Annotated in this window: 24 protein-coding genes; 8 read left to right on the top strand and 16 right to left on the bottom strand. The window is 58.2% G+C overall.

Annotation, left to right across the window (positions count from 1 at the left end; all coding sequences use genetic code 11):
• Positions 1 to 18 precede the first annotated feature (18 nt).
• Positions 19 to 930: a 5-dehydro-4-deoxyglucarate dehydratase gene (gene kdgD / locus C4J85_RS04145; protein WP_057724545.1), complete on the bottom strand. Its 912-nt coding sequence runs from the start codon at positions 928 to 930 to the stop codon at positions 19 to 21.
• 396 nt (positions 931 to 1,326) lie between these two features.
• On the opposite strand from kdgD, the gene C4J85_RS04140 reads away from it, so the two are divergent.
• Positions 1,327 to 1,512, top strand: a complete 186-nt coding sequence (locus tag C4J85_RS04140; protein WP_124365823.1) for a hypothetical protein — start codon at positions 1,327 to 1,329, stop codon at positions 1,510 to 1,512.
• Between the two features lie 7 nt (positions 1,513 to 1,519).
• Here C4J85_RS04140 and C4J85_RS04135 read toward each other — a convergent pair whose 3' ends face one another.
• From C4J85_RS04135 to rplM, 8 genes are all read right to left on the bottom strand, one after another.
• Complete coding sequence (locus tag C4J85_RS04135) at positions 1,520 to 2,269, bottom strand: FadR/GntR family transcriptional regulator (protein ID WP_016971564.1); 750 nt, start codon at positions 2,267 to 2,269, stop codon at positions 1,520 to 1,522.
• Between the two features lie 158 nt (positions 2,270 to 2,427).
• Complete coding sequence (locus tag C4J85_RS04130; protein ID WP_124361288.1) at positions 2,428 to 2,847, bottom strand: ClpXP protease specificity-enhancing factor; 420 nt, start codon at positions 2,845 to 2,847, stop codon at positions 2,428 to 2,430.
• Between the two features lie 17 nt (positions 2,848 to 2,864).
• Positions 2,865 to 3,482 (bottom strand): glutathione S-transferase N-terminal domain-containing protein, encoded by a 618-nt coding sequence (locus tag C4J85_RS04125; protein ID WP_124361287.1) that lies wholly within the window; start codon positions 3,480 to 3,482, stop codon positions 2,865 to 2,867.
• A 147-nt stretch (positions 3,483 to 3,629) separates the two neighbouring features.
• Positions 3,630 to 4,409 (bottom strand): cytochrome c1, encoded by a 780-nt coding sequence (locus C4J85_RS04120; protein WP_057724540.1) that lies wholly within the window; start codon positions 4,407 to 4,409, stop codon positions 3,630 to 3,632.
• Entirely contained in the window at positions 4,409 to 5,620 is a 1,212-nt protein-coding gene (locus C4J85_RS04115) for a cytochrome bc complex cytochrome b subunit (protein WP_003171746.1), read from the bottom strand. The genes C4J85_RS04120 and C4J85_RS04115 overlap by 1 nt, the downstream gene beginning before the upstream one ends.
• Positions 5,620 to 6,213 (bottom strand): ubiquinol-cytochrome c reductase iron-sulfur subunit, encoded by a 594-nt coding sequence (petA, locus tag C4J85_RS04110; RefSeq protein ID WP_034118089.1) that lies wholly within the window; start codon positions 6,211 to 6,213, stop codon positions 5,620 to 5,622. Before petA ends, C4J85_RS04115 begins: the two co-directional genes overlap by 1 nt.
• Positions 6,214 to 6,480: 267 nt before the next feature.
• Entirely contained in the window at positions 6,481 to 6,873 is a 393-nt protein-coding gene (gene rpsI / locus C4J85_RS04105) for a 30S ribosomal protein S9 (RefSeq protein ID WP_003216038.1), read from the bottom strand.
• A 14-nt stretch (positions 6,874 to 6,887) separates the two neighbouring features.
• On the bottom strand, positions 6,888 to 7,316 hold the full coding sequence (gene rplM / locus C4J85_RS04100) for a 50S ribosomal protein L13 (protein WP_003171742.1): 429 nt from the start codon (positions 7,314 to 7,316) through the stop codon (positions 6,888 to 6,890).
• A 250-nt stretch (positions 7,317 to 7,566) separates the two neighbouring features.
• Here rplM and C4J85_RS04095 point away from each other — a divergent pair, with 250 nt between their 5' ends.
• Complete coding sequence (locus C4J85_RS04095; RefSeq protein ID WP_124365822.1) at positions 7,567 to 8,607, top strand: NADP(H)-dependent aldo-keto reductase; 1,041 nt, start codon at positions 7,567 to 7,569, stop codon at positions 8,605 to 8,607.
• 116 nt (positions 8,608 to 8,723) lie between these two features.
• Here the strand turns inward: C4J85_RS04095 and C4J85_RS04085 are convergent, their stop codons facing one another.
• A complete protein-coding gene (locus C4J85_RS04085; protein ID WP_124406278.1) occupies positions 8,724 to 9,860 on the bottom strand; it encodes an acyl-CoA dehydrogenase family protein in 1,137 nt (378 codons plus the stop codon).
• 220 nt (positions 9,861 to 10,080) lie between these two features.
• Here C4J85_RS04085 and C4J85_RS04080 point away from each other — a divergent pair, with 220 nt between their 5' ends.
• Positions 10,081 to 11,001 carry a GlxA family transcriptional regulator gene (locus C4J85_RS04080; protein WP_177413577.1) on the top strand — a complete coding sequence of 307 codons (921 nt, stop codon included), beginning with the start codon at positions 10,081 to 10,083 and terminating at the stop codon, positions 10,999 to 11,001.
• A gap of 129 nt (positions 11,002 to 11,130) precedes the next feature.
• Here the strand turns inward: C4J85_RS04080 and zapE are convergent, their stop codons facing one another.
• From zapE to C4J85_RS04065, 3 genes are all read right to left on the bottom strand, one after another.
• Positions 11,131 to 12,225: a cell division protein ZapE gene (gene zapE / locus C4J85_RS04075; RefSeq protein WP_124365820.1), complete on the bottom strand. Its 1,095-nt coding sequence runs from the start codon at positions 12,223 to 12,225 to the stop codon at positions 11,131 to 11,133.
• A 79-nt stretch (positions 12,226 to 12,304) separates the two neighbouring features.
• Positions 12,305 to 13,660, bottom strand: coding sequence for a tryptophan--tRNA ligase (locus C4J85_RS04070; protein ID WP_124409043.1), 1,356 nt, complete (start codon positions 13,658 to 13,660; stop codon positions 12,305 to 12,307).
• A gap of 24 nt (positions 13,661 to 13,684) precedes the next feature.
• The gene (locus C4J85_RS04065; RefSeq protein WP_124361281.1) at positions 13,685 to 14,314 is read right to left on the bottom strand and encodes an alpha/beta hydrolase; all 630 of its coding nucleotides are present in this window, start codon (positions 14,312 to 14,314) and stop codon (positions 13,685 to 13,687) included.
• 146 nt (positions 14,315 to 14,460) lie between these two features.
• Here C4J85_RS04065 and C4J85_RS04060 point away from each other — a divergent pair, with 146 nt between their 5' ends.
• Complete coding sequence (locus tag C4J85_RS04060) at positions 14,461 to 14,898, top strand: YhcB family protein (protein ID WP_057724532.1); 438 nt, start codon at positions 14,461 to 14,463, stop codon at positions 14,896 to 14,898.
• A 185-nt stretch (positions 14,899 to 15,083) separates the two neighbouring features.
• Here the strand turns inward: C4J85_RS04060 and C4J85_RS04055 are convergent, their stop codons facing one another.
• From C4J85_RS04055 to C4J85_RS04045, 3 genes are all read right to left on the bottom strand, one after another.
• A complete protein-coding gene (locus tag C4J85_RS04055; protein WP_124409042.1) occupies positions 15,084 to 16,808 on the bottom strand; it encodes an ABC transporter ATP-binding protein/permease in 1,725 nt (574 codons plus the stop codon).
• A 99-nt stretch (positions 16,809 to 16,907) separates the two neighbouring features.
• Positions 16,908 to 17,468 carry a response regulator transcription factor gene (locus C4J85_RS04050; RefSeq protein WP_010565532.1) on the bottom strand — a complete coding sequence of 187 codons (561 nt, stop codon included), beginning with the start codon at positions 17,466 to 17,468 and terminating at the stop codon, positions 16,908 to 16,910.
• Positions 17,461 to 18,723 (bottom strand): ATP-binding protein, encoded by a 1,263-nt coding sequence (locus tag C4J85_RS04045; protein WP_057724530.1) that lies wholly within the window; start codon positions 18,721 to 18,723, stop codon positions 17,461 to 17,463. The genes C4J85_RS04050 and C4J85_RS04045 overlap by 8 nt, the downstream gene beginning before the upstream one ends.
• 204 nt (positions 18,724 to 18,927) lie before the next feature.
• Here C4J85_RS04045 and C4J85_RS04040 point away from each other — a divergent pair, with 204 nt between their 5' ends.
• The 4 genes from C4J85_RS04040 to C4J85_RS04025 all read left to right on the top strand — a co-directional run bounded on the left by C4J85_RS04040 (position 18,928) and on the right by C4J85_RS04025 (position 26,089).
• Entirely contained in the window at positions 18,928 to 19,638 is a 711-nt protein-coding gene (locus tag C4J85_RS04040; protein ID WP_124365817.1) for an SIMPL domain-containing protein, read from the top strand.
• 346 nt (positions 19,639 to 19,984) lie between these two features.
• Positions 19,985 to 22,381, top strand: coding sequence for a hypothetical protein (locus C4J85_RS04035; RefSeq protein ID WP_124409041.1), 2,397 nt, complete (start codon positions 19,985 to 19,987; stop codon positions 22,379 to 22,381).
• 219 nt (positions 22,382 to 22,600) lie between these two features.
• Positions 22,601 to 24,202: an ABC transporter substrate-binding protein gene (locus C4J85_RS04030; protein ID WP_124409040.1), complete on the top strand. Its 1,602-nt coding sequence runs from the start codon at positions 22,601 to 22,603 to the stop codon at positions 24,200 to 24,202.
• Positions 24,203 to 24,460: 258 nt separating this feature from the next.
• Positions 24,461 to 26,089 (top strand): ABC transporter substrate-binding protein, encoded by a 1,629-nt coding sequence (locus tag C4J85_RS04025; RefSeq protein ID WP_124365814.1) that lies wholly within the window; start codon positions 24,461 to 24,463, stop codon positions 26,087 to 26,089.
• The last annotated feature ends 297 nt before the right edge of the window (positions 26,090 to 26,386 follow it).

Raw genomic sequence — 26,386 nt, 5'->3', positions numbered from 1 at the left:
AGCGGCCTTGTTGATAAGTTATTGCGCGCCTTGCTTGTCGATCAGCGCGGCCAGGGCTTCGTATTCTTCCGGCAGCAGGTCGGTCAGCGGGGTGCGCACCGGGCCGGCGTCATAGCCGGCGATTTTCGCACCCGCCTTGACGATGCTCACGGCGTAACCGGCCTTGCGGTTACGGATGTCCAGGTAGGGCAGGAAGAAATCGTCGATGATCCTGGAGACAGTGGCGTGATCATCCTTGGCAATCGCGTGGTAGAAATCCATCGCGGTTTTCGGGATGAAGTTGAACACCGCCGAGGAGTACACCGGCACGCCCAGGGCCTTGTAGGCAGCGGCGTAAACCTCTGCGGTCGGCAGACCGCCGAGGTAGCTGAAACGGTCGCCGAGACGACGGCGGATCGACACCATCAACTCGATGTCACCCAGGCCATCCTTGTAGCCGATCAGGTTCGGGCAACGCTCGGCGAGGCGCTCGAGCAGCGGCGCGGTCAGGCGGCAGACATTGCGGTTGTACACCACCACGCCGATCTTGACCGATTTGCACACCGCTTCAACGTGGGCGGCAACCCCGTCCTGGCTGGCTTCAGTCAAGTAGTGCGGCAGCAGCAGCAAGCCCTTGGCACCCAGGCGCTCGGCCTCTTGAGCGTATTCGATGGCCTGGCGGGTCGCGCCCCCGACACCGGCAAGAATCGGCACGCTGGTGGCGCAGGTATCAACAGCGGTCTTCACCACTTGGGAATATTCGCTGGCGGCCAGGGAGAAAAACTCACCGGTGCCGCCCGCAGCGAACAGCGCGGTGGCGCCGTATGGGGCAAGCCATTCCAGACGCTTGATATAGCCCGCTTGGTGAAAGTCACCCTGGGCGTTGAAATCGGTCACCGGAAAAGACAGCAGACCGTGGGAGAGGATGGACTTCAGCTCTTGTGGATTCATTATTCGAACACCCTGGGGAAAGACTTTCTGTCGAAAGGTTATTGTTGGTTTTGGTGATGTCGTACGTCATCGTACAACTATAAAAAGATTCGTCAACTGCAAATCGTCAGTGTTCACTTAGGGAGGAGTTGAGTGGTGCCTGGTTGACGTGGGAAGTCAGTTGAGAGATCGAGCGGGCAATCCGTGACCTGTGGGCGCAGTACTGGAGGCAGCCCCAATTTTTATTCCAATGCCTCACACGGCATAAACCGTCCGTCGCCACTGTCAATTCTGACAGTAGTGCTCTACTCACTTTCAGTCATAACCTGGATTCGACTTCCCGATCGCCGTGTGAACGAGTCTAGAGACGGTGCGGTATTGGAGGCACGCTACTTCTCATAACGTTGGAGGTGACCCATGAGTAAGAATTTTAAAGTAAGCACCGCAGGTAAAACGCCACGCTCGCTGGATTACGAGCCCCAAATTGGCGACGAGGTCAACGATTCTATAGCTGGCTTACAAATTGTTACGCGCAAGGTTTTTGACGAGGTAAATAACCAAATTGTCATTTATCTGGAGCAGTCCCCTAATCCATTCCCGTAGCCCAACTTTACCCACGCTGCGCCTCTGCCTCTTCATGGGCATGGCGCAGCCGCTCCCGACTGTTCGTCAAGTGCAACCGCATCGCCGCACGCGCCGCGTCCGAATCCTGACGTGCGATAGCCTCATAAATCTCTTCATGTTCGCGGCTCAAACGTCCCATGTAATGCTGCTGGTCATCATGGGCCAGACGCGCCGAATTCAGGCGGGTACGCGGAATGATGCTGGTGCCCAGGTGGGTCATGATGTCGGTGAAATAACGGTTGCCGGTGGACAGCGCTATTTCCAGGTGGAACGCAAAGTCTGACGCCACCGCATCACCCGCATGGGCCGCGCTTTCATTCAAGGCATCGAGGGCCGCACGCATGGCTGCCAACTGCTCGTCACTGCGGCGCAAGGCAGCCAGGCCTGCCGATTCCACTTCCAGGCTGATACGCAACTCCAGAATCGCCAACACATCGCGCAACGTCACCACGGTGGCCGGATCGATCCGGAAACCGCTCGGGCTTGGCGTGTCCAATACAAACGTACCGATACCGTGACGCGTCTCCACCTGCCCCGCCGCCTGCAAGCGCGAGATGGCCTCGCGCACCACGGTACGACTCACACCATGGGCATCCATGATCGCCGACTCAGTGGGCAGCTTGTCGCCACGCTTGAGCTGGCCGTCGCGGATTTGTTCGGACAACACCGTGACCAATTCCTGGGCAAGGCTGCGGCGCTTGCGGGGCAGACGTGGGGCGGCGTTGGCGTTTTCCATGATGGATCATCTTTCTCGGCGAACTGAAGACGCATCATAGCCCATGGCGGTTGTACGATCACCGTTCCTGTCGAGACTTTCACTTCTGCGCGGCAGGCAAAAAAATGCCCCGGCAACCGCCGAGGCATTTTTCAGGCTCGCCCGAAGGCAACAGCCGCTTACTTCACCACTTTCAAGCTCGGCCGGCCCGTAGGACGCGGCGGCTCGTTATCGGGTGGCGGCACATCATCGCCGCCTTCGCCTTCGATCGTTTCGTCATCCTCGAAAGGCGACTCCAGATCGAACACCATGCCTTGGCCATTCTCACGGGCATAAATCCCGAGGATGGCGCCAATCGGCACGAACAGCGTATGCGGCACGCCGCCGAAACGCCCTTCGAAGCTGACCGCTTCGTTGTCCATGTGCAGGTGGCGCACGGCACTGGGCGATACGTTCAATACAATCTGTCCGTCACTGGCAAAACCCTGCGGAACCTGCACCGCAGGAAATTCGGAATTGACCAGCATGTGCGGGGTGCAATCGTTGTCCACAATCCACTCATAGAGCGCGCGGACCAGATAGGGTCGACTGGAGTTCATCAGCGGCTCCTTAAGCCTTAGCGCATATCGCGTTCGACACCAGACAGACTCGCCTGGAAAGCCTCACGCGCAAACTGGCGCTCCATGTAATCAAGCAGCGGCTTGGCAGGCCGCGGCAGTTCAATGCCCATAATCGGCAAGCGCCAGAGTATGGGTAATAGGCAGCAATCCACCAAGCTTTGTTCCTCACTGAGGAAAAAAGGCTTGTCGGCGAACAGCGGCGAAACGCCGGTCAGGCTTTCGCGCAATTCCTTGCGCGCCACGACACGGGCCGGCTCTTTGCTGCGTGAATCCAGAATCACATCCACCAGCCGGCACCAGTCACGCTGGATCCGATGGATCAGCAGGCGGCTGTTGGCGCGCGCCACCGGGTACACCGGCAGCAAGGGCGGATGCGGGTAACGCTCATCCAAGTATTCCATCACCACGGTTGACTCCCACAACGCCAGGTCACGATCGACCAGGGTGGGCAAGCTGCCGTAAGGGTTCACTTCGATCAGTTTCGGCGGCTGACGACCCGCTTCTACACTGATGATCTCGGCGCTGACACCCTTCTCTGCGAGCACGATGCGTACTCGGTGGGAATAGTGGTCGGCGGGGTCGGAGTAACAGGCCAACCGGTTGGTCACGCCCATGGCGGTCCTCCTCGCTTGTTGAAATTATCGAAAGCTCAAAAACGAGCGCGCCCAGGGAGCATCTCTGTAACGTCCGGAACAACCGACGCTACGTGTTCAGAGATGCCGCTGGGCGCGCAAGATTAACAGCAATTGCTTACGGTTGGATCAATGCACATCCTTCCAGTACTCGCGTTTGAGCAGATAGGCGAATACGAAGAAGAAAGCCAGGTACAGCAAGACGTAGGTACCGATGCGCTGGTGCTGCAGTTTGACCGGGTTGGCCGAGTAGGCCAGGAAAGTCACCAGGTTCTTGACCTTCTCGTCGAACTGCTCTTCATTCAGCGTACCGGTCTTGGGCACGATGGTCAGTTGATCGCACGCTTCATGGGTCAGCGGCGTGCCGGTCAACGGATCATATTGCTTCTTGCCGTCTTCAACGACCTGGACCTGCTTGCATCCTACCACTTGGCGCCCCTGCAGGCCGACCAGAACGTTAGGCATGCCGACGTTCGGGAACACTTTGTTGTTCACGCCCCAAGGGCGGGCGGGGTCTTCGTAGAAGGATTTAAGGTAGCCATAGAGCCAGTCGGTGCCACGCACGCGCGCCACCAGGGTCAGGTCGGGCGGTGCTGCGCCGAACCAGGCCTTGGCGTCTGCCGGTTTCATGCCGATGTTCATGTGGTCGCCGATCTTGGCTCCGGTGAACACCAGTTTCTCCAGCATCAACTCATGGGGGATGCCCAAGTCATCGGCAACCCGCTCGTAACGCTGGAACTTGGCGCTATGGCAGCCCATGCAGTAGTTGGCAAAGGTACGTGCACCATCTTGCAAAGCGGCTTTATCGGCGACGTCGATGTCGACTTTTTCCAGTTCCGCGCCATGCTCGGCAGCCAAAGACAGAAGCGGCAGGGCCGCAAGCACTAATGCAACAAATAATTTTTTCATCAGCCAGTCACCCTTTCCGGAACCGGTTTGGTCTTCTCGAGCCGGGTGTAGAACGGCATCAGAATGAAGTAGGCGAAGTACAGGAAGGTGCAGACCTGCGACAGCAACGTGCGCTCAGGGGTCGGCGCCAATACGCCCAGCACGCCCAGGATCACGAATGCAATGCAGAACACCCACAGCCAGATCTTGCTCAGCCAGCCCTTGTAGCGCATGGACTTGACCGGGCTGCGATCCAGCCACGGCAGCACGAACAGCACCGCGATCGCCGCGCCCATGGCGATCACGCCCATGAGTTTGTCGGGGATCGCACGCAGGATTGCGTAGAACGGCGTGAAGTACCAGACCGGGGCAATGTGCTCAGGCGTCTTGAACGCGTTGGCTTGTTCGAAGTTAGGCTTCTCGAGGAAATAACCCCCCATCTCCGGGAAAAAGAACACGATCGAGCAGAACACGAACAGGAACACGACCACGCCGACAATGTCTTTCACGGTGTAATAAGGGTGGAATGGAATGCCATCGAGCGGGATGCCGTTCTCGTCCTTATGCTTCTTGATGTCCACACCATCCGGGTTGTTGGAACCCACTTCATGCAGCGCCAGGATGTGCAACACCACCAGGCCCAGGATCACGATCGGCAAGGCGACGACGTGCAGGGCGAAGAAGCGGTTCAGGGTGATGCCGGAGATCAGGTAGTCGCCACGAATCCACTGGGTCAGGTCGTTGCCGATCACCGGGATCGCCCCGAACAACGAGATGATCACCTGGGCGCCCCAGTACGACATCTGGCCCCACGGCAGCAGATAGCCCATAAAGGCTTCGGCCATCAGCGCCAGGTAGATCAGCATGCCGAACACCCACACCAGTTCGCGCGGCTTCTGGTACGAGCCATAGAGCAAGCCACGGAACATGTGCAGGTAGACGACGATGAAGAACGCCGACGCGCCGGTGGAGTGCAGCAGGCGCAGGATCGAGCCGTACTCGACGTCACGCATGATGTATTCGACGGAGGCAAACGCCTCTTCCGCAGACGGCGTGTAGCTCATCGTCAACCACACACCGGTGACGATCTGGTTGACCAGCACCAGCAGTGCCAGGGAGCCGAAGAAGTAGAAGAAGTTGAAGTTTTTTGGCGCGTAATATTTGCTGAGATGGTCTTCCCACATTTTGGTGGCGGGGAAACGCGCATCCACCCAATCCATGAACTTGCTCATCACGCGTTCTCCTTATCGAGGCCAATGACAATGAGGTCGTCAGTTTCGTAGGTGTGCGGAGGAACCGGCAGGTTCAGGGGCGCGGGCTGAGACTTGTAGACACGGCCGGCAAGGTCGTAATGGGAACCGTGACACGGGCAGAAATAACCGCCGACCCAGTCCTTGCCCAAGTCGACAGGGGCGACTTCCGGGCGGAAGGTGGGTGAGCAACCCAGGTGGGTACACAGACCTACCAGTAACAGAATCTCTGGCTTGATCGAACGCACTTCGTTCTTGGCGTAGGCGGGCTGGTCGGAATTCTCGGATTTAGGGTCAGACAACTGGCCTTCGATCTTTTTCAGATTCCCCAGGATTTCCTCGGTACGACGAACAATGAATACCGGCTGGCCGCGCCATTCAGCAATCATCTGCTGCCCTGGCTCGATCTTGCTGACATTCACCTTCACCGGTGCACCTGCGGCTTTCGCCTTGGCACTGGGAAACCATGACCCCACGAACGGGACCGCAGCCCCCACCGCTCCTGCAGCACCCACCACGGATGTGGCTGCTACCAAGAAGCGACGCCGGCCTGCATTCACGCCGTCATTGCTCATTCAGTCCTCTCCCATCAGCTTTTTTGGCCTGTTAAATCAGGCGTCTACTAAGTGTTGAATCTTTACTTATAAAAATTTTGACGGATGGTAATGAAAAGCCCCACGGATGACAAGGGAATTGCCCGGGCCACCACCCCCAGGCCTTGTAGTATAGGGGGTCTGTGGATGTGGCAAGTTGTCACGGTGAAAAATGTGCATAAATCGCAGGCAATAAAAAACGCCCAGCTCCGTGAGGAGGCTGGGCGTTTTTGTGGAACGTAAAGCGAATTAACGCTTCGAGTACTGCGGACGCTTACGCGCTTTACGCAGACCGACTTTCTTACGTTCAACTTCACGAGCATCGCGAGTAACGAAGCCAGCTTTGCGCAGAGCGCCACGCAGGGTTTCGTCGTACTGCATCAGAGCGCGAGTGATACCGTGGCGGATTGCGCCAGCTTGACCACTTACACCGCCACCGATAACGGTGACGTAGATGTCGAACTTTTCAACAGTCTCGGTCAGTTCCAGCGGCTGACGAACTACCATGCGGGCAGTTTCGCGGCCGAAGAAGTTTTCCAGAGTGCGGTTGTTGATCGAGATGTTACCAGTGCCCGGACGCAGGAAAACGCGTGCGGTTGCGGTTTTGCGACGGCCAGTGCCGTAATTTTGAGTCGCCGACATAATGAACTATTCCGTTAAAACTTCAGTTCTTGGGGCTGCTGAGCAGCATGAGGGTGTACAGCGCCCGCATAGACTTTCAGCTTGCGAAACATATCGCGACCCAGTGGGCCCTTAGGCAGCATGCCTTTGACCGCGATTTCGATCGGGGCTTCAGGCTTCTTGGAGATCAGGCCTTCAAAGTTGGAAGACTTGATACCGCCTGGGAAACCGGAGTGACGGTAGTACATTTTGTCTTGCGCTTTGTTGCCGGTAACACGTACCTGCTCAGCGTTGATGATGACAATGTAGTCACCGGTATCAACGTGCGGGGTGTATTCAGGCTTGTGCTTGCCACGCAGACGGCTGGCGACTTCAGTGGCCAGACGACCCAGGGTCTGACCAGCGGCGTCGACGACAAACCAGTCGCGCTGAACTGTTTCCGGTTTTGCAGTAAAAGTTGTCATTCTTTAATAGCCTCAGGGGCCGCCCTGTAAATTAGACGGCGGATCTTACTGAATAGTGCGTACTTTGACAAGGTCAAAGGCAGCCGGATACAGACGCTATCGGGGGCTCGGGTCAGCGCGTCCGTTCAACGGCAAGATTCTTCGGCAGACGGCGCATCACTTCCACTGCAGAAAGAGGTGGGCAATTATGCAGATTGCGAAAAAAAATTCAACCTGCTTTTATGAATGTTTTCCCCTGAAGGAGTACCCGATGGATTATCGACAGCTGGGCCGGACCGATCTGAACGTGAGCGCGATTGCCTTGGGCACCATGACCTGGGGCGAGCAGAACAGCGAGCCAGAGGCCTTCGCACAGATCGAACGGGCCAAGGCCGCGGGCATCAACTTCCTCGACACGGCAGAAATGTACCCGGTACCGCCCAAGGCCGAGACCTACGCCACCACCGAGCGTTATATCGGTAATTACTTCAAGAGCCGTGGCGATCGCGCCGACTGGATCCTCGCCAGCAAGATCGCGGGCCCCGGCAACACCATCGACTATATCCGCGATGGCTACCTGCGCCACAACCGCAAGCATATCGTCGACGCCCTCGACGCCAGCCTCAAGCGCCTGCAGACCGACTGGATCGACCTCTACCAGCTGCACTGGCCGGAGCGCAGTACCAATTTCTTTGGCCAGTTGAGCTACAAACACAAGGACGAAGACGACCTCACCCCACTGGAGGAAACCCTTGAAGCGCTGGATGAGCAGGTCAAGGCCGGTAAGATCCGCCACATTGGCCTGTCCAACGAAACTCCGTGGGGCACCATGAAATTCCTGGCCCTTGCCGAAGCCCGTGGCTGGACCCGCGCGGTGTCGATCCAGAACCCCTACAACCTGCTCAACCGCAGCTTTGAAGTGGGCCTGGCTGAAATTGCCATCCGCGAACAATGCGGTTTGCTGGCCTACTCGCCACTGGCATTCGGCATGCTCAGCGGCAAGTACGAAGGCGGTGCGCGCCCGGCCAAGGCGCGTCTGACGGAGTACAGCCGTTTCAGTCGTTATTTCAACCCACAGTCGGAAGCGGCGTGCAGCCGTTATGTGGCACTGGCGCGGGAGCATGGGCTGGACCCGGCGCAGATGGCGTTGGCGTTTGTGACGCAACAGCCGTTTGTGACCAGCAATATTATCGGGGCCACGAGCCTGGAGCAGTTGGACAGCAACATTGCCAGTGCCGACCTGAAGCTGTCCAAAGAGGTGCTGGAAGGGATTGAGGCGATTCAGAAGGATCATCCAAATCCGGCGCCTTGATTGATCGTTCCCACGCTCTGCGTGGGAATGCCGGCTTGGACGCTCCGCGTCCGCTGCAAGAGCCATGACGCGGAGCGTCATCTGAGGCATTCCCACGCGGAGCGTGGGAACGAGCATCACAGCGCCCGCGCAATAATCTCCTTCATGATCTCATTGGTCCCCGCATAAATCCGCTGCACCCGCGCGTCCGCCCACGCCCGCGCAATCGGGTATTCCCACATGAAGCCGTAGCCGCCGTGCAGTTGCACGCACTCATCGAGCACCTTGCATTGCAGGTCCGTGGCCCAATACTTGGCCATCGCCGCCGTGGGCACATCCAGCTTGCCTTCCAGGTGCAGCGCCAGGCATTTGTCCACGAACACACGGCCGATCTGAATCTCGGTGGCCATCTCTGCCAGCTTGAAGCGGGTGTTTTGAAAGTCGGCTATTGCCTTGCCAAACGCCTTGCGCTCGCGGGTATATTCCAAGGTCCATTGCAACGCCGCCTCGGCTGACGACAGCGCACCAATCGCCACCGTCAGCCGCTCCTGGGGCAACTCCTGCATCAAATATGCGAAGCCCATGCCGGCCTGGCCCAGCAGGTTTTCCTTGGGCACACGCACGTCCTGGAAGAAAAGCTCAGAGGTGTCCTGGGCCTTCATGCCGACCTTCTCCAGGCGCTTGCCCTTGTCGAAGCCCGGCGTGTCGGCCTCGACCAGGAACAGGCTGGTGCCCTTGGCGCCGGCCTTGGGGTCGGTCTTGGCCACCACAATGACCAGGTCGGCCAGGTAGCCGTTGGTGATGAACGTCTTGGAGCCGTTGATCACATAGTCATCACCGTCCAGCACCGCCGTGGTCTTGACCCCTTGCAGGTCGGAACCGGCCCCAGGCTCGGTCATGGCGATGGCCGTGACCATCTCGCCGGAGATCAACTTGGGCAGGTACTTGTGCTTCAACGCCTCACTGCCGTAATGCAGGATATACGGCGCAACAATGTCCGAATGCAGGGAAAAGCCAATGCCGGTCAGGCCCAGGCGGCTGATCTCTTCGATCACGACCGCGCTGTAAAGGAAATCCGCGCCCAGCCCGCCGTATGCTTCCGGTACGTGCGAACACAGCATCCCCGCCTCCCCCGCCTTGTTCCAGAGGTTGCGGTCGATGTAACCCTGTTTCTCCCACTGCCCATGGAATGGCGCGGCGTCTTTTTCGAGGAAGGTACGCACGCTTTCGCGGAAGAGTTCGTGCTCCGGGCTAAACAAGGTTCTGGGAATCATGGGTCACCTGTGAGGATTGTCGGACAAGGACGGGCTCACAGAGCCTATGCCGCGAATGCGTCACGGGACACTGGACACATGCGACAAAAAATAAGACGATCCAGCCGTCTGGTGACCACTTTCCCCTATAAGAATAAATGAAATTATGTCTAACCAAATCTCCACGCCCTTGCGGCGCGTCAGCATCCTGGCCGTCGATCGGGTCTTCGCTTCAACCCTCATGCAAGCCAAGGATTTCTTCCATCTCGCCAGCCTGCGGTATGGCAAGCAACAGGGCCTGGGCCTGACGCCCGCATTCGAGACGCGCCTGGTCAGCCCCGACGGGCAATCGGTACGCAGCTTCAGCAATGTGATCATGCCGGTGGACGGCGGCCTGGAAGATGCCGACATCATCGTGCTGCCCGCCTTCTGGGACGACTTCGAGGCCTTGTGCACCCGCTATCCACAGGTACTGCCCTGGCTGCGCGAACAGCACGCACGCGGCGCCGTGCTGTGCGGGGAAGCCACCGGTGTGTTCTGGCTGGCCGAAGCCGGCCTGCTCGATGGCAAGGAAGCGACCACCTATTGGCGCTTCTTCACCGCCTTCAGCGAACGGTTCCCCAAGGTGCAGCTCAACCAGGAAAAGCACCTGACCGACGCCGATAACCTGTATTGCGCCGGCGGCACCACCTCCGCCTGCGACCTCTACATTTATTTGATCGAACGCTTCTGCGGCGCCAACATCGCCCAGGCCGTGGCCCGCGACATCCTGTATGAAGTGCAGCGCAGCTACTCGCCAGGGCGCATCGGTTTTGGCGGGCAGAAGCTGCACCAGGATGTGATCATCCTGCAGATCCAGCATTGGCTCGAAGAACACTTCGCCGACAAGTTCCGCTTTGAAGACGTCGCCCGCGAGCACGGCATGAGCATCCGCAACTTCATGCGACGCTTCCAGACCGCCACCGGCGACAAGCCGCTGCATTATCTGCAACGCCTGCGCATCGAGACGGCCAAGGGCCTGCTGTCGGGCAGCCGCAAGAGCATCAAGACCATCAGCTATGAGGTGGGTTATGACGATGCGAGTTTCTTTGCGCGGTTGTTCAGGCAGCACACGGAGTTGTCGCCGAATCAGTATCGCCAGCAGTTCCAGCAGGCGGCATAAGCAGCGGCTTATACGGGACCAATGTGGGAGGGGGCTTGCCCCCGATAGCGGTCTGTCAGTAACAGATGCACTGACTGATCCACCGCAATCGGGGGCAAGCCCCCTCCCACACTTTGATCTACATCGGCCTTACGGTTTGTGTCCGCGCGAAAGGAATTCGTGGGACTGCATTTCCAGCAAACGACTCAAGGTGCGTTGGAATTCGAAGTTCAAGCGACCGCCCGTGTAGAGGTCCTTGAGCTCGACTTCCGCCGAGATGATCAGCTTGACGTTACGGTCGTAGAACTCGTCGACCATGTTGATAAAACGTCGCGCGATGTCGTCGGTGGTCACGCCCATCTGTTCCACACCGCTCAAGATCACCGCATGGAAGATCTTGCCCAATTCGATGTAGTCGTTCTGGCTGCGCGGGCCGTCGCACAGTTGGCGGAATTCGAACCAGGCCACGTCATCGCAAGTACGTAAAGCGATGATTTCGCGGTTTTCGATCATCAATTTGTCGTTTTCCACGGCCTGGGTGCATTCCGGCGTCAATGCGCGGAAGCTTTTCTTCAGGCTGTCGTGGGCCGCCTCGTTGAGCGGAAAGTGGAACAGCTCCGCTTGCTCAAGGTGACGCAAACGATAGTCGACGCCGCTGTCGACGTTGACGATATCGGTGTGCTGCTTGATCAACGCAATGGCCGGCAGGAAGCGTGCGCGCTGCAGGCCATCCTTGTAGAGACCATCGGGCACAATGTTCGAGGTGGCGACCAGGGTCACGCCGTTCTTGAACAGCTCTTCCATCAAGGTGCCGAGGATCATGGCATCGGTGATGTCGGAGACGAAGAACTCATCGAAGCAGATCACCCGCGCTTCGTCGGAGAAACGCTTGGCGATGATCGTCAGCGGGTTCTTCTCCCCCGGCAGGGTCTTCATCTCTTCGTGCACGCGCTTCATGAAGCGGTGGAAGTGGGTGCGGACCTTTTCCTTGAACGGCAGCGCTTCGAAGAAGGTGTCCACCAGGTAAGTCTTGCCCCGGCCGACGCCACCCCAGAAGTACAGGCCCTTGACCGGCGTGCGGTCTTTCTTGCCAAACAGCTTGCTGAGCATGCCCTGCTTGCTTTGCGAAGCCGCGACCAGGTCTTCGTACAGGCGCTGCAAATGACGCACCGCATTTTCCTGGGCAGCGTCATGGAAGAAGTCAGGGCGTTTCAGATCAGCTTGATATCGTTCTAGGGGCGTCATAATTTCGTTAGCAAGGCAACAAAAACGGGCCGTCACTGTAACGACGGCCCTGGATAATGGCAATCAACCCTTGGTCGGGTTAATCCTCGGAGGGGGTCAGCGCGACGCGCAAGGCGGCGATGGCGGCGTCACGGGACGCGCTGTCGGCGAACTCAGCGCTGTCGGCCACGGCCGCGTCGCCCAGCCATACGCTGAAGCCCTGGGCTTGGGTGCGTATGTCCAAGGTACCGCCGCTTTGCAATTGCTTGGTCACCGCGCCCGCCGCCTTGCCGTCGGCGAAGGTGCGCGACAGCAGCAGTTGCTCGCCGTCGGCGGCCAACAGGCGGAAGCGGAAGCTGCCGTCGTCTTCACGAAAGCTCACGAAGCGCGCGGCCTTCGCCGCCTTTTTCTTGGTGGCAACCGGCGCCGCAGTCTGGTTGACGAACGAACGCAAGCCCACCGCTTCGCGCAGTTCGGCGAGGAACGGTGCCGCCACGGCACGGGCCTTCTTGGCGCCGACCAGCAGCAGATCTTCCATGTCTGACGGGCGCGACATCAGTTGGTGATAACGCTCGCGCGCTTCACCCAATTGACCGTCCAGCAACTGGAACAGACGATTCTTCGCCTCACCCCAGCCCAGGCCTTGCAGCAGTTCACTGCGCAGCTCTTGCTCCTGGGCCTTGCTCGCAAATGCCTGGTACAGCGTGAACAGGTGGGACGTGTCCGGGTCCTTCGCCTCGCCTGGCGCGCGCGAGTCGGTGACGATCCGCGAGATCGCCTCTTTCATGTCCTTGGCGCTGGTGAACAACGGGATGGTGTTGTCATAGCTCTTGGACATCTTGCGGCCATCCAGGCCCGGCAAGGTGGCGACGCTTTCTTCGATCAACGCCTCGGGCATGGTGAAGAATTCTTTACCGTTGCCGAACAGATGGTTGAAACGCTGGCCGATATCACGGGCCATTTCCACGTGCTGGATCTGGTCACGGCCCACCGGCACCTTGTGCGCGTTGAACATCAGGATGTCCGCTGCCATCAGCACCGGGTAGCTGTACAAGCCCATGGTGATGCCCGCATCCGGGTCTTCGCCGCCCTCTACGTTCTTGTCCACCGAGGCCTTGTAGGCATGGGCACGGTTGAGCAGGCCCTTGGCGGCCACGCAGGTCAGCAGCCAGGTCAGCTCGGGAATCTCGGGGATGTCGGACTGGCGATAGAACGTCACCCGGTTCACATCCAGGCCACCGGCCAGCCAGGTCGCGGCGATTTCCATACGCGAGCGCTGGATGCGCTGCGGGTCATCGCATTTGATCAGGGCGTGGTAGTCGGCCAGGAAGTAGAAGGAATCGGCATTGGCGTCCTGGCTGGCAAGGATCGCCGGGCGGATCGCACCGGCGTAGTTGCCCAGGTGCGGCGTGCCGGTGGTGGTGATGCCGGTGAGGATACGGGTACGCGTCGTCATGGGTAATCGCTTATCAGACTGCTATCAATTCGAGAGGCGCGGCAGCACCAGATCCTTCAGATCGGTGAGCTTGCCGTGAAAAAAGTGTCCGCATTCTGCCACTTTCAGCAGCTCATGGGGGCGTTTCAGGGCGCCAGACCAGTCGTAGACGACTTGCGGGTCGACCACTTCGTCGGTTTCCGGCTGGATTAGCGTCAACGGGCAATCATGTGGCAGCACATCCGTGTCACGCAGGCGCATCACTGCGGCAGCCACCATGAACAGGTGCGCCAGCTTCTCGCCCTTGGCTTCCAGGCGCCCGCCGAGGCTGGCGGCCACGTAGCCACCGAAGGAAAAGCCCAGCAGGGTGAGCGGTAGATCAGGGTGTTTTTCCCGCAGCCACGTGGCGGCCGCTTCGGCATCGTCAACTTCGCCGCTGGCCATGTCGTGGCTACCGGCACTCGCGCCGACGCCACGATAATTGAAACGCAACGTAATCAAGCCGGCGTCGCGGGCGGTGCGTTGCAGGGTCGAGACAACTTTATTGAGCATGGTCCCGCCCTGCACCGGATTAGGGTGGCAGATCAGCGCCAGGCCGCGTGGGGCGGGGTGATCCAGGTACAGGGCCTCCAATTGACCCACCGGGCCATCGATCAAAACGGGGGTTTCACGCATGAGCAAGGATGAACTCCGTGACCTCTCAAGGGGTCGACTCGTCTAGCTAAAAGTCTGTGCATGGCATCATTGCGAGCTTAATCGCGGTATACAGCGCAGGTTTGAGCCGTTAACGTAAAGCAAAGCCGTTTATAGAGGAAGGACTCGTGGAACACTCGCTCTTAGTTTGGTTGTTGCCGACTCTTGCCCTGGTTGCCGGTGTCGCCATTGGATTCCTGGTTGCTCGCCTGCTGCCGAATGCCGCGCCTAACCGCACGCAGCGTCAGTTGGATGACATTCAGGAACGTTTTGACAGTTATCAGAACGAGGTTGTTACCCACTTCAACAGCACCGCGACCCTGGTCAAGAAGCTCACCCAGAGCTACCAGGAAGTACAGGATCATCTCGCCGATGGCGCTAACCGCCTGGCCCTCGACGACATCACCCGCCAGCGCCTGCTGGCCGCGTTGCATTCCGATGCACCGCAGACCCCACGGGAACGCCTGACCCCGCCCCGGGAAAACCAGGAACCGCCACGGGACTACGCGCCAAAAACGCCGGACGCCCCAGGCATGCTGGATGAGCATTACGGCTTGAAGAAGTAAGTTAGCTTCCAGCAACACAAAGCCCGGCTGATCGATGATCAGCCGGGCTTTTTATTGGGCCTCATTCTCCAGAATAGTGAAGATCCAAATGTGGGAGGGGGCTTGCTCCCGATAGCGGTCGGCCAGTTGATACAGGTGCTGACTGACAGACTGCTATCGGGGGCAAGCCCCCTCCCACATTGATTTTAGGCTAGCTGCTGTTCCTGCAACCGCCCACCCTCGATCCGCACATGCCGCCCATGGAAACGCTTGAGGCTGCTGCGATGACCAACGCTGACGATGCTCAACCCCGGCAGTTCATCGATCAACGCCTGATACAGCGTCGCTTCATCCTCTTCATCCATGGCCGAGGTGGCTTCGTCCATGTACAGCCATTGCGGCGCGAACAACAACGCGCGGGCAAAGGCCAGGCGCTGCTGTTCGCCGGGCGAGAGCATGCGCTGCCAGTGGTTGGCTTCATCCAGACGGCTGACCAGATGCGGCAGGCGGCAGGTTTCCAGTACCTGTGCATAACGTTGCGCAGGGTAAGCGCTGTCCTCTTGTGGATAACTCAACACTGCCTTCAACGTGCCAATCGGTAAATAAGGCTTCTGCGGCAAAAACAGATAACGCGTTGCCGGCAGGCGAATGCTGCCATGCCCTGCTGGCCACAAATGGCCCATTGCGCGCAGCAGCGTACTTTTACCACTGCCGGAACGCCCACTGAGCATCACGCGCTGACCCGGCTCCACGATCATGTCGGCGTCGGTGAGCAAGTGACGACCATCGGCCAGGTCCATGCCCAGATTCTTGATCACCAGGTGTTCGCCTTCAGGGCGCACATCGATGGCCGGGGCGCGCTGCTCGTTGTCGCTCATGGCCTGCTGGAAACTCAGCAGACGGTCGCTGGTGGCACGCCACGCCGCCAGTTCCGAGTAGGCGTTGATGAACCAACTGAAGTTTTCCTGCACATTGCCAAACGCCGAGTTGATTTGCATCAGCTCGCCCAGTTCGATCTTGCCGGTGAAGTAGCGCGGCGCGGCGACGATAAACGGAAAGATAATCGCTATCTGGCTGTAGCCGGCGGTGAAGAAGGTCAGGCGCTTGGACACTTTCATGATGTCCCAGAAGTTGTGCCAGACCTTGCCGAAGCGCGAGCTCAGGCGCTGCTTTTCATTCGGCTCGCCGTTATAGAGGGCGATGCTTTCGGCATTTTCACGCACCCGCACCATGGAGAAACGCAGGTCCGCTTCGAAGCGCTGTTGCTGGTTGTTCAAGCCGATCAAGCGTCGCCCGATCAGGTGCGTCAGCCAACTGCCCACGGCGGCATACAGCAGCGCACACCAGAACATGTAGCCGGGAATGGTGATGCCAAACACTTCGATGCTGCCCGACACGCCCCACAGGATGATCGAGAACGACACCAGGCTGACCACGTTGCGCAGCAGTCCCAGGCCCAGGCTCAAGGTGCTGGTGGTAAAGGTATTGAGGTCTTCGGAGATCCGCTGGTCCGGGTTATCGGTGTAGCCGCCCTGCTCCAGCTGGTAGTAGTTCTTGTGGGCAAGCCAGCGCGCGAAGTGCTTTTCGGTCAGCCAGGCACGCCAGCGAATGGTGAGCATCTGGGTCAGGTACAAGCGATACACCGCGCCGAGGATCGCCACGGCCGCGATGCCGCCGAAGTAACCGATCAATTGCCAGAAGGCGGCCGTGTCCTTCTTTTCCAGGGCGTTGTAGAAATCCTTGTACCAGTGGTTGATCCACACCGAGATCGCCACGCTGAACAGCGACAAACCAATCACGGCAGCCAGCAGCAACCAGGCCCGGCCCTTCTCTTCACTGCGCCAATACGGCGTGATCATCGCCCAGGTTCGGCGGAAGAATTGCCCACGCACCGCATCATTGACCGCGGAGTATTCAGCGTTCTGATTCATCGTTCAGGCTCGGTAGGAAATTATGACAGGCGTTTGAACCGATCATAGGCGATCGGTTCACGGCTCCGTGCAGCCTGAGGCAGATTGTTCAGTCTTCGTTCAGCGCCGTACCGGGCGTTTCTGCAGTTTGCGCTGCAACGTACGCCGGTGCATGCCCAGGGCGCGGGCAGTGGCGGAGATGTTGCCTTCGTGCTCGGTCAGTACGCGCTGGATGTGTTCCCACTGCAGGCGGTCGACCGACATGGGGTTTTCCGGCACCAGGGTGTCGAGGTCGGCGTGCTCGGAAAGCAGCGCGGCGAGCACGTCATCGGCATCCGCCGGCTTGCACAGGTAATTGCACGCGCCACGCTTGATCGCTTCGACGGCGGTGGCGATGCTGGAATAACCGGTGAGGATCACCACGCGCATTTCCGGGTCGAGTTCGAGCAGCTTGGGCAACAGCACCAGGCCTGAGTCGCCGTCCATTTTCAGGTCGAGCGCGGCGTAGTCCGGCAGGTCGGCCTGGGCGATGGCCAGGCCTTCTTCGGCTGAGCCCGCAGTGCTGACGCGAAAACCGCGACGGCTCATGGCGCGGGCCATCACGCGGGTAAAGGTGGCGTCATCATCTACCAGCAACAGATGCGGCAGTTCTTCGCCTTCGACTTGGATCTCGTCACTCATCGATATCTCCTCGTGCGACACGGGGCAGGCGCAGCTCGGTGAGCGTGCCACCTTCCTCATGACTATAGAGCTTCACTGAGCCGCCCGCGCGGGTCACGCTGGCCTTGCTCAAAAACAGGCCGAGGCCGAAGCCTTTGCCCTTGGTGGTAAAGAACGGTTTGCCGATTTGCTCGGCAATGGCCAGCGGCACGCCCGCGCCGTGGTCACGAATGCTGATGGTGACGTTTTCCGCGTCCCAGTCCAACTGCACGCCCAGGCCTTCGGGGCAGGCGTCGGCCGCATTGTTCAGCAGGTTGAGCAAGGCCTGGGTGAGGTCCGGCGGCGGCGCCATGCGTGGCACGCTGCCCTGGCCCAACAGGCTGAACCGGTAACTGGCTTCGGGACGCATCAGGTGCCAACGGTTCAGCGCTTCGTCGAGCCACTGGGTGACATCCTGCATTTCTACCGCCAGGCGTCGATTGGCTTCGGCGGCGCGTACCAGCTGCTGCAGGGTCAATTTGCACTGCTTGACCTGTTCCTGCAGCACGCTGAGGTCATCCTGCAACGCCGGGTCGTGATGGTCCTGGGTCATCTCCTTGAGCAGCACGCTCATGGTCGCCAGCGGCGTCCCCAACTCGTGGGCGGCACCTGCGGCCTGCGTGGCGACGGCCAGCAATTGCTGGTCGCGCAGGCCTTCTTCACGGCGAATTGCGCGCAGTTCTTCCTGGCGGCGCAACTCTTCGGCCATGCGCGCGGCAAAAAAGGTGATCACGGCGGCGGACAGCGCGAAGCTCAGCCACATCCCGTAGATCTGCAGGTTTTCCCGGGCGATGGGAAACGTCTGCAAAGGATAGAACTGCGCCAGCAGCAAGGTGTACAACGTCAGCGCGATGCCCGACAGCACCACCGAATAGCGCCACGGCAACGTCACGGCGGCAATGGTCAGTGGCACCAGGTAATAAGAAACGAACGGGTTGGTGGAACCGCCGGAGAAATACAGCAACACACTGTGGATAAACAGGTCGCACGCCAATTGCAGGGCATATTCCAATTCGGTGACCGGCCATGTGGTGCGCAACCGAATCGCGGTAAACGCACACAACACGGTGGAGAAGCCGAGGGTCACCGCCAGTTGCAGCCAGGGCAGCGGCAACAGGTCGAACCAATAGGCGAGCCCGACGGAACCTGCCTGTGCGGCCAATACCAGGGTGCGAATGAACGTCAGGCGCCAGAGGTTCTGGCGGGTGGCGGAAGTCAGTTTTACGGCGGCGAGCATGAGCTCTCCCGATGAGCGCTGCAGGCGGATCGGCACGAGTATAAACGAAGCAGACCGCCTGGCACGGCGCGTGTGGCTCTTTGACGCAGGCGCGCAGATGACCGCTCGTCGGGGCTGCTGCAAGATGTAGGGAATGTGTAAACCCGAAGAACCCGATGCCACCGTCTACAGTCATACCGAACACGACAATCCCAAGGAGCTTTCATGTCTCGTTTCACTCGCAGTGCAGCGGTTCTCACCCTCGGCGCCAGCGCCCTGGCCAGCCTGCCGGCCATGGCCGCCGATGAACTGCATTACAACCAGATCTCCCTGCGCGCCGAGGTCAGCCAGGAAGTGGCGCGCGACAAGATGATCGTCACTCTTTACACCGAAGCGCAAAACGCCGACCCGGCCAAGCTGGCCGCTGAAATCACCACCACCATGAACCAGGCGTTGGGCCAGGCGCGTGAAGTCAAGGCCGTGACCCTGCGCCAAGGCAGCCGCAACAGCTACCCGATCTACGACAGCAAGAACCAAAAAATCACCGGCTGGCGCGAACGCGCCGAACTGCGCCTGGAAAGCGCGGACTTCCCGGCGCTGTCCAAACTCACCGGCGAGCTGTTGAACACCCTGAAAATGGACAACATGGACTTCGCCATCGCTGACAGCACGCGCAAGGCCAGCGAAGACGCGCTGCTCAAAGACGCGGTTGCCGCGTTCAAGGCTCGCGCGCAACTGGCCACCGATGCGCTGGGCGGCAAGGGCTACAAGATCGTCAACCTGAACTTCAACACCAATGGTTATCCACAGCCGTATGCGCGCGGCGGGATGATGATGAAAGCGGCCATGGCCGATTCAGCGCCCACGCCTGAAGTGGAGGCCGGCACCAGTCAGGTCAACATGAGCGCAGACGGTGTCATTGAAGTTTTGCAATAAGTTTTCGACATACCAACAAGGCGTAATCCTTTAAGGGTTACGCCTTTTTTATTGCCGCCTACGGAACACCAGGACCGTTACGACAAACTCAAGGCTTTAGACTACAGTCACTTTCTCCAACTCCCCTGTTACACCCTAGAGACTTCTCGTTAAAAAGCCTCGATATATGCTCGGAACTTAAGCCGCCTAATTATCCACCCACTGTAGCGACCACAATTACTTTGAAACAGAGCATCGAACAACCATCCAACTAACACACATCCCACCCACAGGACATTGCGCATAACGATTCTTTTGTTTTTCGGTCAACGGCGATTATTAATCCAATCATTAATGTGAGTTGATTATGAATATAGCGGCGGCTCTCGTTCCCACGCCTACCTCCTTCCCCACACCGCCCACGAACAATCGTCAGCAACGGGGAATAGATGACTCGCACACAATGCAAAAAAGGGCACTGGAAGAAAGGGTAGACCCACCCCCTGCTAAAAATTCGCTCGGACTGCATCCAGTTCCAGCACTGACACCCGAGCATGAGCTTGATACTTCCAAGACCGTCATCTACGGTTCAGTCAACGTTATTCCGCCAACGGCGAACTATACGCGGCACGAACGCGAGCAGCGTATCCAAGCCTACGCCGATCGTGTCGCCACACAAATCAAGCACATCGAAAGCGGCAGCGACGGTGAGCGCAATACCAAGTTCCAGCACACTCGCCCGTTCCTCGAACCTGCCGGTTACTTCAGCGGTGGGTTGTTGGCAGCTGGCTACGACCCCCACGAGAAAGTCACGGTCACCTTCTACTCCTATGTAGGAATGGGCGCACCCCAGGAGGAAACCAATAGGGACGTACGCACCTACTTTGCCTGGGAAATTGCAGCCGGAGCATTTGCCCATGACAAGGTTCCAAGGGGTGGCCCGCTGAACTTCCAGGGTATGCAAATCAGTGCGCAAGACAAAAACAAAATCGACGAACTGGAAGTGCTGGGCAGCCATTTGCAAGATCATTGGGAACATGATGTCGCCGCCCCCCTGCGCGACGCTTCGGGAGCACTTGCAAAACGCTCGGGCGAAGCAGACGCCTATGTGTTGCAGGGAACATTGCAAAGTCTACGTAACGACAAACACAGTTATGAACGTTTGTCCCCTGCTGCTCAGGCTGCCATTACTCGCACACTGGAAAACCGTGGAAACGCCGTCATTCCAAACCTATACGGCTATCCATTGGCCGGGTATGCCTTTATTCCCTACATCAATTATCACGGTGATTACGACCACCGCCCCAACAAAGGCCTGATGATCGATTTGAAGAACGGCACCGTCAGTGAAATAGACGGAGATGACAACTTCGCCAACTGGGCTAAACATAACCATGCCCAATTACTCAACCGTTTCAACGCCCGCGATAGGCAAGGCGGTCACGACGCTCACTGGGTAAGCGCCGGCTACGTACTCGACGCTTTGATTCTAGACAAGCATTCCACGTTTCCGGGGAGAAAGGGGCCCCTCTCGGATAAGGCCGTGCCGGTCCGAGAATTATTCAATTACGCACAATCGCGCGACAGCGATTACTACCTGAAATTCGGTGACCTCAAAAACGGCATTGCCCCTCACTATCAGGCGATGAATGCGAAAAATGCATTGTGGGCAGACCAAACCGAGGTATTTGGCGCCTCTCAGCAACACTGGAAAGAGGCAAAAGAGTTTTGGGGCAACACCTTTGGTTACTTACCCATCGTTGGCAATGCAGGCAATATCGTTTTCGGCGTGCACGATGGCCTCTATGGCCAGACTACAGAGGATCGGGTTGGCGGCAATGCCGCGGCAGTCATATCCGGCCTGCAACTGGCGCACGAACTTGCACCCATCGGAGTGCACGGGGCAGAAGAACCGCCGGTGAACTTCTCTAATGGCGCGTATTACAGGTGGCAGTCCGATGAGCAAACACATCAGTTGGAATTAGTGCGGGTGAGGCAGGCTTCAACCCAAACAGACCCCGTCGATGTCGGGCTAACGCCCTCGCCAGACAATGGCATCCCGCCCACACCCACGCTAACCGACGAAAAAATCGCCACCCTCAGACAACTGATTTCACGCCAGGGCTCGCCGAGCATTGATGAGTTATTCTCCGATAAAAACAATTTCAGCACGCTGGATGGAAAAATAAGCCAACTCAAGGAAATCGATGAGCAACTCTATACCTTTGTAGATAGCACCAAGCTGGGCAAGGACACTCGTTTGAACATACTGGTGCATGGCCTATCCGATCCCGCCACAGGTATCGCTAAAGTTATATATGACGGGGAACTTAATACCCCACAGGATTTACTCGACACCTTACGTTTTCAAGGCATAAACCCACAAGACTATGGAAACGTTCGCCTTCTATCATGCGGCTCTGCAGATGGCGGTACCGCATCCTTTGCCGCCGAGTTCCAGCGACTCATAGATCGCCCCGTAAAAGGTTATAAAGGCACGGTAACGGTGGGCGTGACGCCGGAAGCAATAAAGCGCTTCACCGACAAAATTGAAAACCACTATGTACACCAAGCCAAACAAAAAAACATCACGATGACGGACAGCCTCAGAAATGACATCAGGCTTCTCGCCGAACGCGATGTTAATGAAGATGTAATGAAGCACTTCAGAACCTTGAAGAAAAACCCATACTGGAACCCGTGGAAGTGGTGGACCTTTGAATACAACCCCGTTCGCTTCGACCAACGTAGCGCATCACGATGATGGTGGTGCCTCTTTCCATGTACCCCCTTACCTCGTCAAACTCTCGCTTTCCGTGCAATTTTTCATAAGCTGACCCTAAGCGCCTGACTAATACAAGTGCGCTGTCTGAACCGTGCAGACGGCAATTTAACCTATCGTCACTCCCCACATTGACGACAACCTCGGTTATCTTCGTTTGAGTTCGGGCAGCGCTTTATGTCTGTCACTTCAGGGGGAATCATGGAAAGAGTCATCTTCAAACCGCTACTTCTCGCCGTCGGCGTTCTGGCCTTCACGCCACTGGCCCAGGCGGCCACCACCCTGGTCTACTGCTCCGAAGCCAGCCCCGCCGGCTTCGACCCCAGCCAATACACCAGCGGCACCGAGTTCGACGCCTCCGCCGAAACCGTGTTCAACCGCCTTACCCAGTTCAAGCGCGGCGGTACCGAAGTCGAGCCCGGCCTCGCCACCCGCTGGGAGGTGTCCGAAGACGGTCTCACCTATACCTTCCACCTGCGGGACAGCGTCAAGTTCCACACCACCGATTTCTTCACCCCCACCCGCGACTTCAACGCCGATGACGTCGTGTTTACCTTCAACCGCCTGCTGGATGCCGAGAGCCCGTTTCGCAAGGCCTACCCCTCCGAATCGCCCTACTTCACCGACATGGGCTTGAACACCACGATCAAGAGCGTCGACAAACTCGACGAACACACCGTGCGCTTCAACCTGAACAACGTTGATGCATCGTTCGTGCAGAACCTGGCGATGAGTTTCGCTTCGGTGCAATCGGCCGAATATGCCGCCCAGCTCTTGAAGCAGGGCAAGGCCGAGGACATCAATCAGAAACCGGTCGGCACCGGCCCGTTCGTGTTCAAGCGCTACCAGAAAGACTCGCAGATCCGCTACGTTGCCAATAAGCAGTACTGGAAACCCGAGGACGTGAAGCTCGACAACCTGGTATTCGCCATCACCCCTGACGCCGCCGCGCGCGTGCAGAAACTCAAGGCGGGTGAATGTCAGGTCAGCGGCTACCCGCGCCCGTCCGACATCGAGGTGATCAAGCAGGACCCAAACCTGCGCGTGCAGCAGCAGGCCGGCTTCAATTTGGGTTTCCTGGCGTACAACGTCACCCACCCGCCGCTGGACCAACTCAAGGTGCGCCAGGCGCTGGATATGGCCATCGACAAACCGGCCATCATCAAGGCCGTTTACCAAAGCGCCGGACAATTGGCGCAGAACGCTCTCCCTCCCGCGCAATGGTCTTATGACCCGACGATCAAGGACGCCCCCTACGACCCGGCCAAGGCCCGGGCGCTACTAAAAGAAGCAGGGGTTGCACCAGGTACCACCATCAATCTGTGGGCAATGACCGTGCAACGCGCTTCCAACCCGAACGCGCGCATGTCGGCACAAATGATCCAGCAGGATTGGGCCAAGGTCGGCATCAAGGCCAACATCGTCAGCTATGAGTGGGGCGAATACATCAAGCGCGCCAAAAATGGCGAGCATGACGCCATGATCTACGGCTGGACCGGCGATAACGGCGACCCGGATAACTGGCTCGGCGTGCTCTACAGTTGTGCCGCGGTCAAAGGCAGCAATTACGCCAAATGGTGTAACCCGGCCTATGACAAGCTGGTGCAGCAGGCCAAGGTCAGCAACGACCGCGAGCAGCGCATCAAGTGGTATCAGCAGGCTCAACAAATCCTTAAGGAACAAGTACCTATAACGCCTATTGCGAACTCGACGGTTTTCCAGCCGCTGCGCAAGGAAGTTCGCGATTTCAAGATCAGCCCCTTTGGGCTGACACCGTTCTATGGCGTGAGTCTAGATAAGTAACAACAACGCCCCAACCGAGTGCACTAGACACGTCGGTTGGGCCTTTTCGGTGCGCGCGGCGCACCGAAAAAACCCGCCAAATAGATGCATTTATGTCGAAACTTTCATAAATGCGACATTCTTGTACGCCCGTCCCACTGTTTGGCGCTTGCAACCGTTCAACATCTTGCAATGGGTATGGCGCCTGCATAAGTATCCGCAGGCCGACTCACGAGGTCGCCCTCACCACCAAAAATGACAACAAATCATGAGGCCAACATGCTTAAACACGCAGTCCTTCCGTTCTTAGTGAGCGCTGGCCTTATGGCCGCAGCCCCGTTTGCCCAAGCGGCAACTAACCTGGTGTTCTGCTCCGAAGGGAGCCCGGCCGGTTTTGACCCAGGCCAGTACACCACCGGAACAGACTTCGATGCCTCGGCCGAAACCATGTTCAATCGCCTGAGCCAGTTCGAACGTGGCGGCACCGCCGTGATTCCTGGCCTCGCTACCAGCTGGGACGTGTCCCCGGACGGCCTGACGTATACCTTCCACCTTCGGGAAGGCGTCAAGTTCCACACCACTCCGTATTTCAAGCCGACGCGTGAATTCAATGCCGATGACGTGCTCTTCACGTTCAACCGCATGATCAACAAGGACGACCCGTTCCGCAAAGCCTACCCCACTGAGTTCCCGTACTTCTCCGACATGGAGATGGACAAGAACATCAAGAACATCGAAAAAGTCGATGATCACACCGTCAAGTTCACCCTTGGCACCGTGGACGCCGCCTTCATCCAGAACCTGGCGATGAGCTTCGCCTCGATCCAGTCGGCCGAATACGCCGCCCAGCTGTTGAAGGAAGGCAAGGCCAGCGACATCAACCAGAAGCCAATCGGCACTGGCCCGTTCGTGTTCAAGAGCTACCAGAAAGACTCCAATATTCGCTTCACCGGCAACAAGGAATACTGGAAGCCTGAAGACGTCAAGATCGACAACCTGATCTTCGCAATCTCCACGGACCCATCGGTCCGCATCCAGAAACTGAAGAAAAACGAGTGCCAGATCACGGCCTATCCTCGCCCGGCGGACATCAAGCCACTGGAAGCGGACAAGGACATGAAGATGCCGCACCAGGCCGGTTTCAACCTGGGTTACATCGCCTACAACGTGATGCCTGTGCTTAAAGGCCAGACCACGCCGAACCCACTGGCTGACCTGCGGGTTCGCCAGGCGCTGGACATGGCGGTGAACAAGCAGCAGATCATCGACTCCGTGTACCAGGGCGCTGGTCAACTGGCCGTCAACGCCATGCCGCCAACCCAGTGGTCGTATGACACCACTATCAAGGATGCCAAGTACGACCCGGCAAAAGCCAGGGAACTGCTCAAGGAAGCCGGCATCAAGGAAGGCACCGAGATCACCCTGTGGGCCATGCCAGTACAGCGTCCGTACAACCCGAACGCGAAGCTGATGGCCGAGATGCTGCAAAGCGACTGGAAACAGATCGGCCTGAAGGTCAACATCGTCAGCTACGAGTGGGGCGAGTACATCAAGCGTTCCAAAGGTGGTGAGAACCAGGCCATGATCATTGGCTGGAGCGGTGACAATGGTGACCCGGACAACTGGCTGGGCACGCTGTTTTCATCCCCGGCATTGAACGGCAACAACTTCTCCAAATTCGTCAACAAAGACTACGACGCCCTGATCAGCCAGGCCAAGGCGACCACAGACGTTGCCAAGCGCACCGAACTGTACAAACAGGCGCAACAACTGCTTAAACGTGAACTGCCTTACACACCTATCGCGCACTCGACGGTGTATCAACCCATGCGCAACACCGTGCAGGACTTCAAGATCAGCCCGTTTGGCTTGAACTCCTTCTATGGCGTCAGCGTAAGCGGCAAGTAAGGATCGATAGCGGCGACGCTCATAACGTCGCCGTTATTACATCTGCCAGACCCGTAGGAAACAGACCACACCCGCAAGCGTTGCCGCCTTACAGCAATGAACTGCGCTTCGTGCCTCCGTTGCCTACAGGGTCAATCCGATTTGGCGCATTTACTGTGAAGTCCGCGACCCATAACGTCGTAGGACTACAGAGGTACCAATTTGGGAAAGGCACTTACCGCATGTGGGACCAGTGATGTCCCCTTGGCTACAGGCCTGAGGGATTGCTCGCTGTTGATAACTACACACAAGGATCGG

This window comes from Pseudomonas sp. R4-34-07, from assembly GCF_003852375.1.
Lineage (GTDB): Bacteria > Pseudomonadota > Gammaproteobacteria > Pseudomonadales > Pseudomonadaceae > Aquipseudomonas.
This window is presented reverse-complemented; position numbering and strand designations above follow the sequence as displayed.

Coding starts and splice junctions, on each gene's coding strand:
- C4J85_RS04135 (WP_016971564.1), bottom strand. CDS start 2,269: ATGGAAAACGCCAACGCCGCCCCACGTCTGCCCCGCAAGCGCCGCAGC.
- C4J85_RS04130 (WP_124361288.1), bottom strand. CDS start 2,847: ATGAACTCCAGTCGACCCTATCTGGTCCGCGCGCTCTATGAGTGGATT.
- C4J85_RS04055 (WP_124409042.1), bottom strand. CDS start 16,808: ATGAATCAGAACGCTGAATACTCCGCGGTCAATGATGCGGTGCGTGGG.
- C4J85_RS04140 (WP_124365823.1), top strand. CDS start 1,327: ATGAGTAAGAATTTTAAAGTAAGCACCGCAGGTAAAACGCCACGCTCG.
- C4J85_RS04085 (WP_124406278.1), bottom strand. CDS start 9,860: ATGATTCCCAGAACCTTGTTTAGCCCGGAGCACGAACTCTTCCGCGAA.
- C4J85_RS04065 (WP_124361281.1), bottom strand. CDS start 14,314: ATGCGTGAAACCCCCGTTTTGATCGATGGCCCGGTGGGTCAATTGGAG.
- rplM (WP_003171742.1), bottom strand. CDS start 7,316: ATGACAACTTTTACTGCAAAACCGGAAACAGTTCAGCGCGACTGGTTT.
- C4J85_RS04045 (WP_057724530.1), bottom strand. CDS start 18,723: ATGCTCGCCGCCGTAAAACTGACTTCCGCCACCCGCCAGAACCTCTGG.
- rpsI (WP_003216038.1), bottom strand. CDS start 6,873: ATGTCGGCGACTCAAAATTACGGCACTGGCCGTCGCAAAACCGCAACC.
- C4J85_RS04030 (WP_124409040.1), top strand. CDS start 22,601: ATGGAAAGAGTCATCTTCAAACCGCTACTTCTCGCCGTCGGCGTTCTG.
- C4J85_RS04115 (WP_003171746.1), bottom strand. CDS start 5,620: ATGAGCAAGTTCATGGATTGGGTGGATGCGCGTTTCCCCGCCACCAAA.
- C4J85_RS04120 (WP_057724540.1), bottom strand. CDS start 4,409: ATGAAAAAATTATTTGTTGCATTAGTGCTTGCGGCCCTGCCGCTTCTG.
- C4J85_RS04095 (WP_124365822.1), top strand. CDS start 7,567: ATGGATTATCGACAGCTGGGCCGGACCGATCTGAACGTGAGCGCGATT.
- C4J85_RS04070 (WP_124409043.1), bottom strand. CDS start 13,660: ATGACGACGCGTACCCGTATCCTCACCGGCATCACCACCACCGGCACG.
- kdgD (WP_057724545.1), bottom strand. CDS start 930: ATGAATCCACAAGAGCTGAAGTCCATCCTCTCCCACGGTCTGCTGTCT.
- C4J85_RS04040 (WP_124365817.1), top strand. CDS start 18,928: ATGTCTCGTTTCACTCGCAGTGCAGCGGTTCTCACCCTCGGCGCCAGC.
- C4J85_RS04035 (WP_124409041.1), top strand. CDS start 19,985: ATGAATATAGCGGCGGCTCTCGTTCCCACGCCTACCTCCTTCCCCACA.
- C4J85_RS04080 (WP_177413577.1), top strand. CDS start 10,081: ATGCAAGCCAAGGATTTCTTCCATCTCGCCAGCCTGCGGTATGGCAAG.
- C4J85_RS04125 (WP_124361287.1), bottom strand. CDS start 3,482: ATGGGCGTGACCAACCGGTTGGCCTGTTACTCCGACCCCGCCGACCAC.
- C4J85_RS04025 (WP_124365814.1), top strand. CDS start 24,461: ATGCTTAAACACGCAGTCCTTCCGTTCTTAGTGAGCGCTGGCCTTATG.
- zapE (WP_124365820.1), bottom strand. CDS start 12,225: ATGACGCCCCTAGAACGATATCAAGCTGATCTGAAACGCCCTGACTTC.
- petA (WP_034118089.1), bottom strand. CDS start 6,213: ATGAGCAATGACGGCGTGAATGCAGGCCGGCGTCGCTTCTTGGTAGCA.
- C4J85_RS04050 (WP_010565532.1), bottom strand. CDS start 17,468: ATGAGTGACGAGATCCAAGTCGAAGGCGAAGAACTGCCGCATCTGTTG.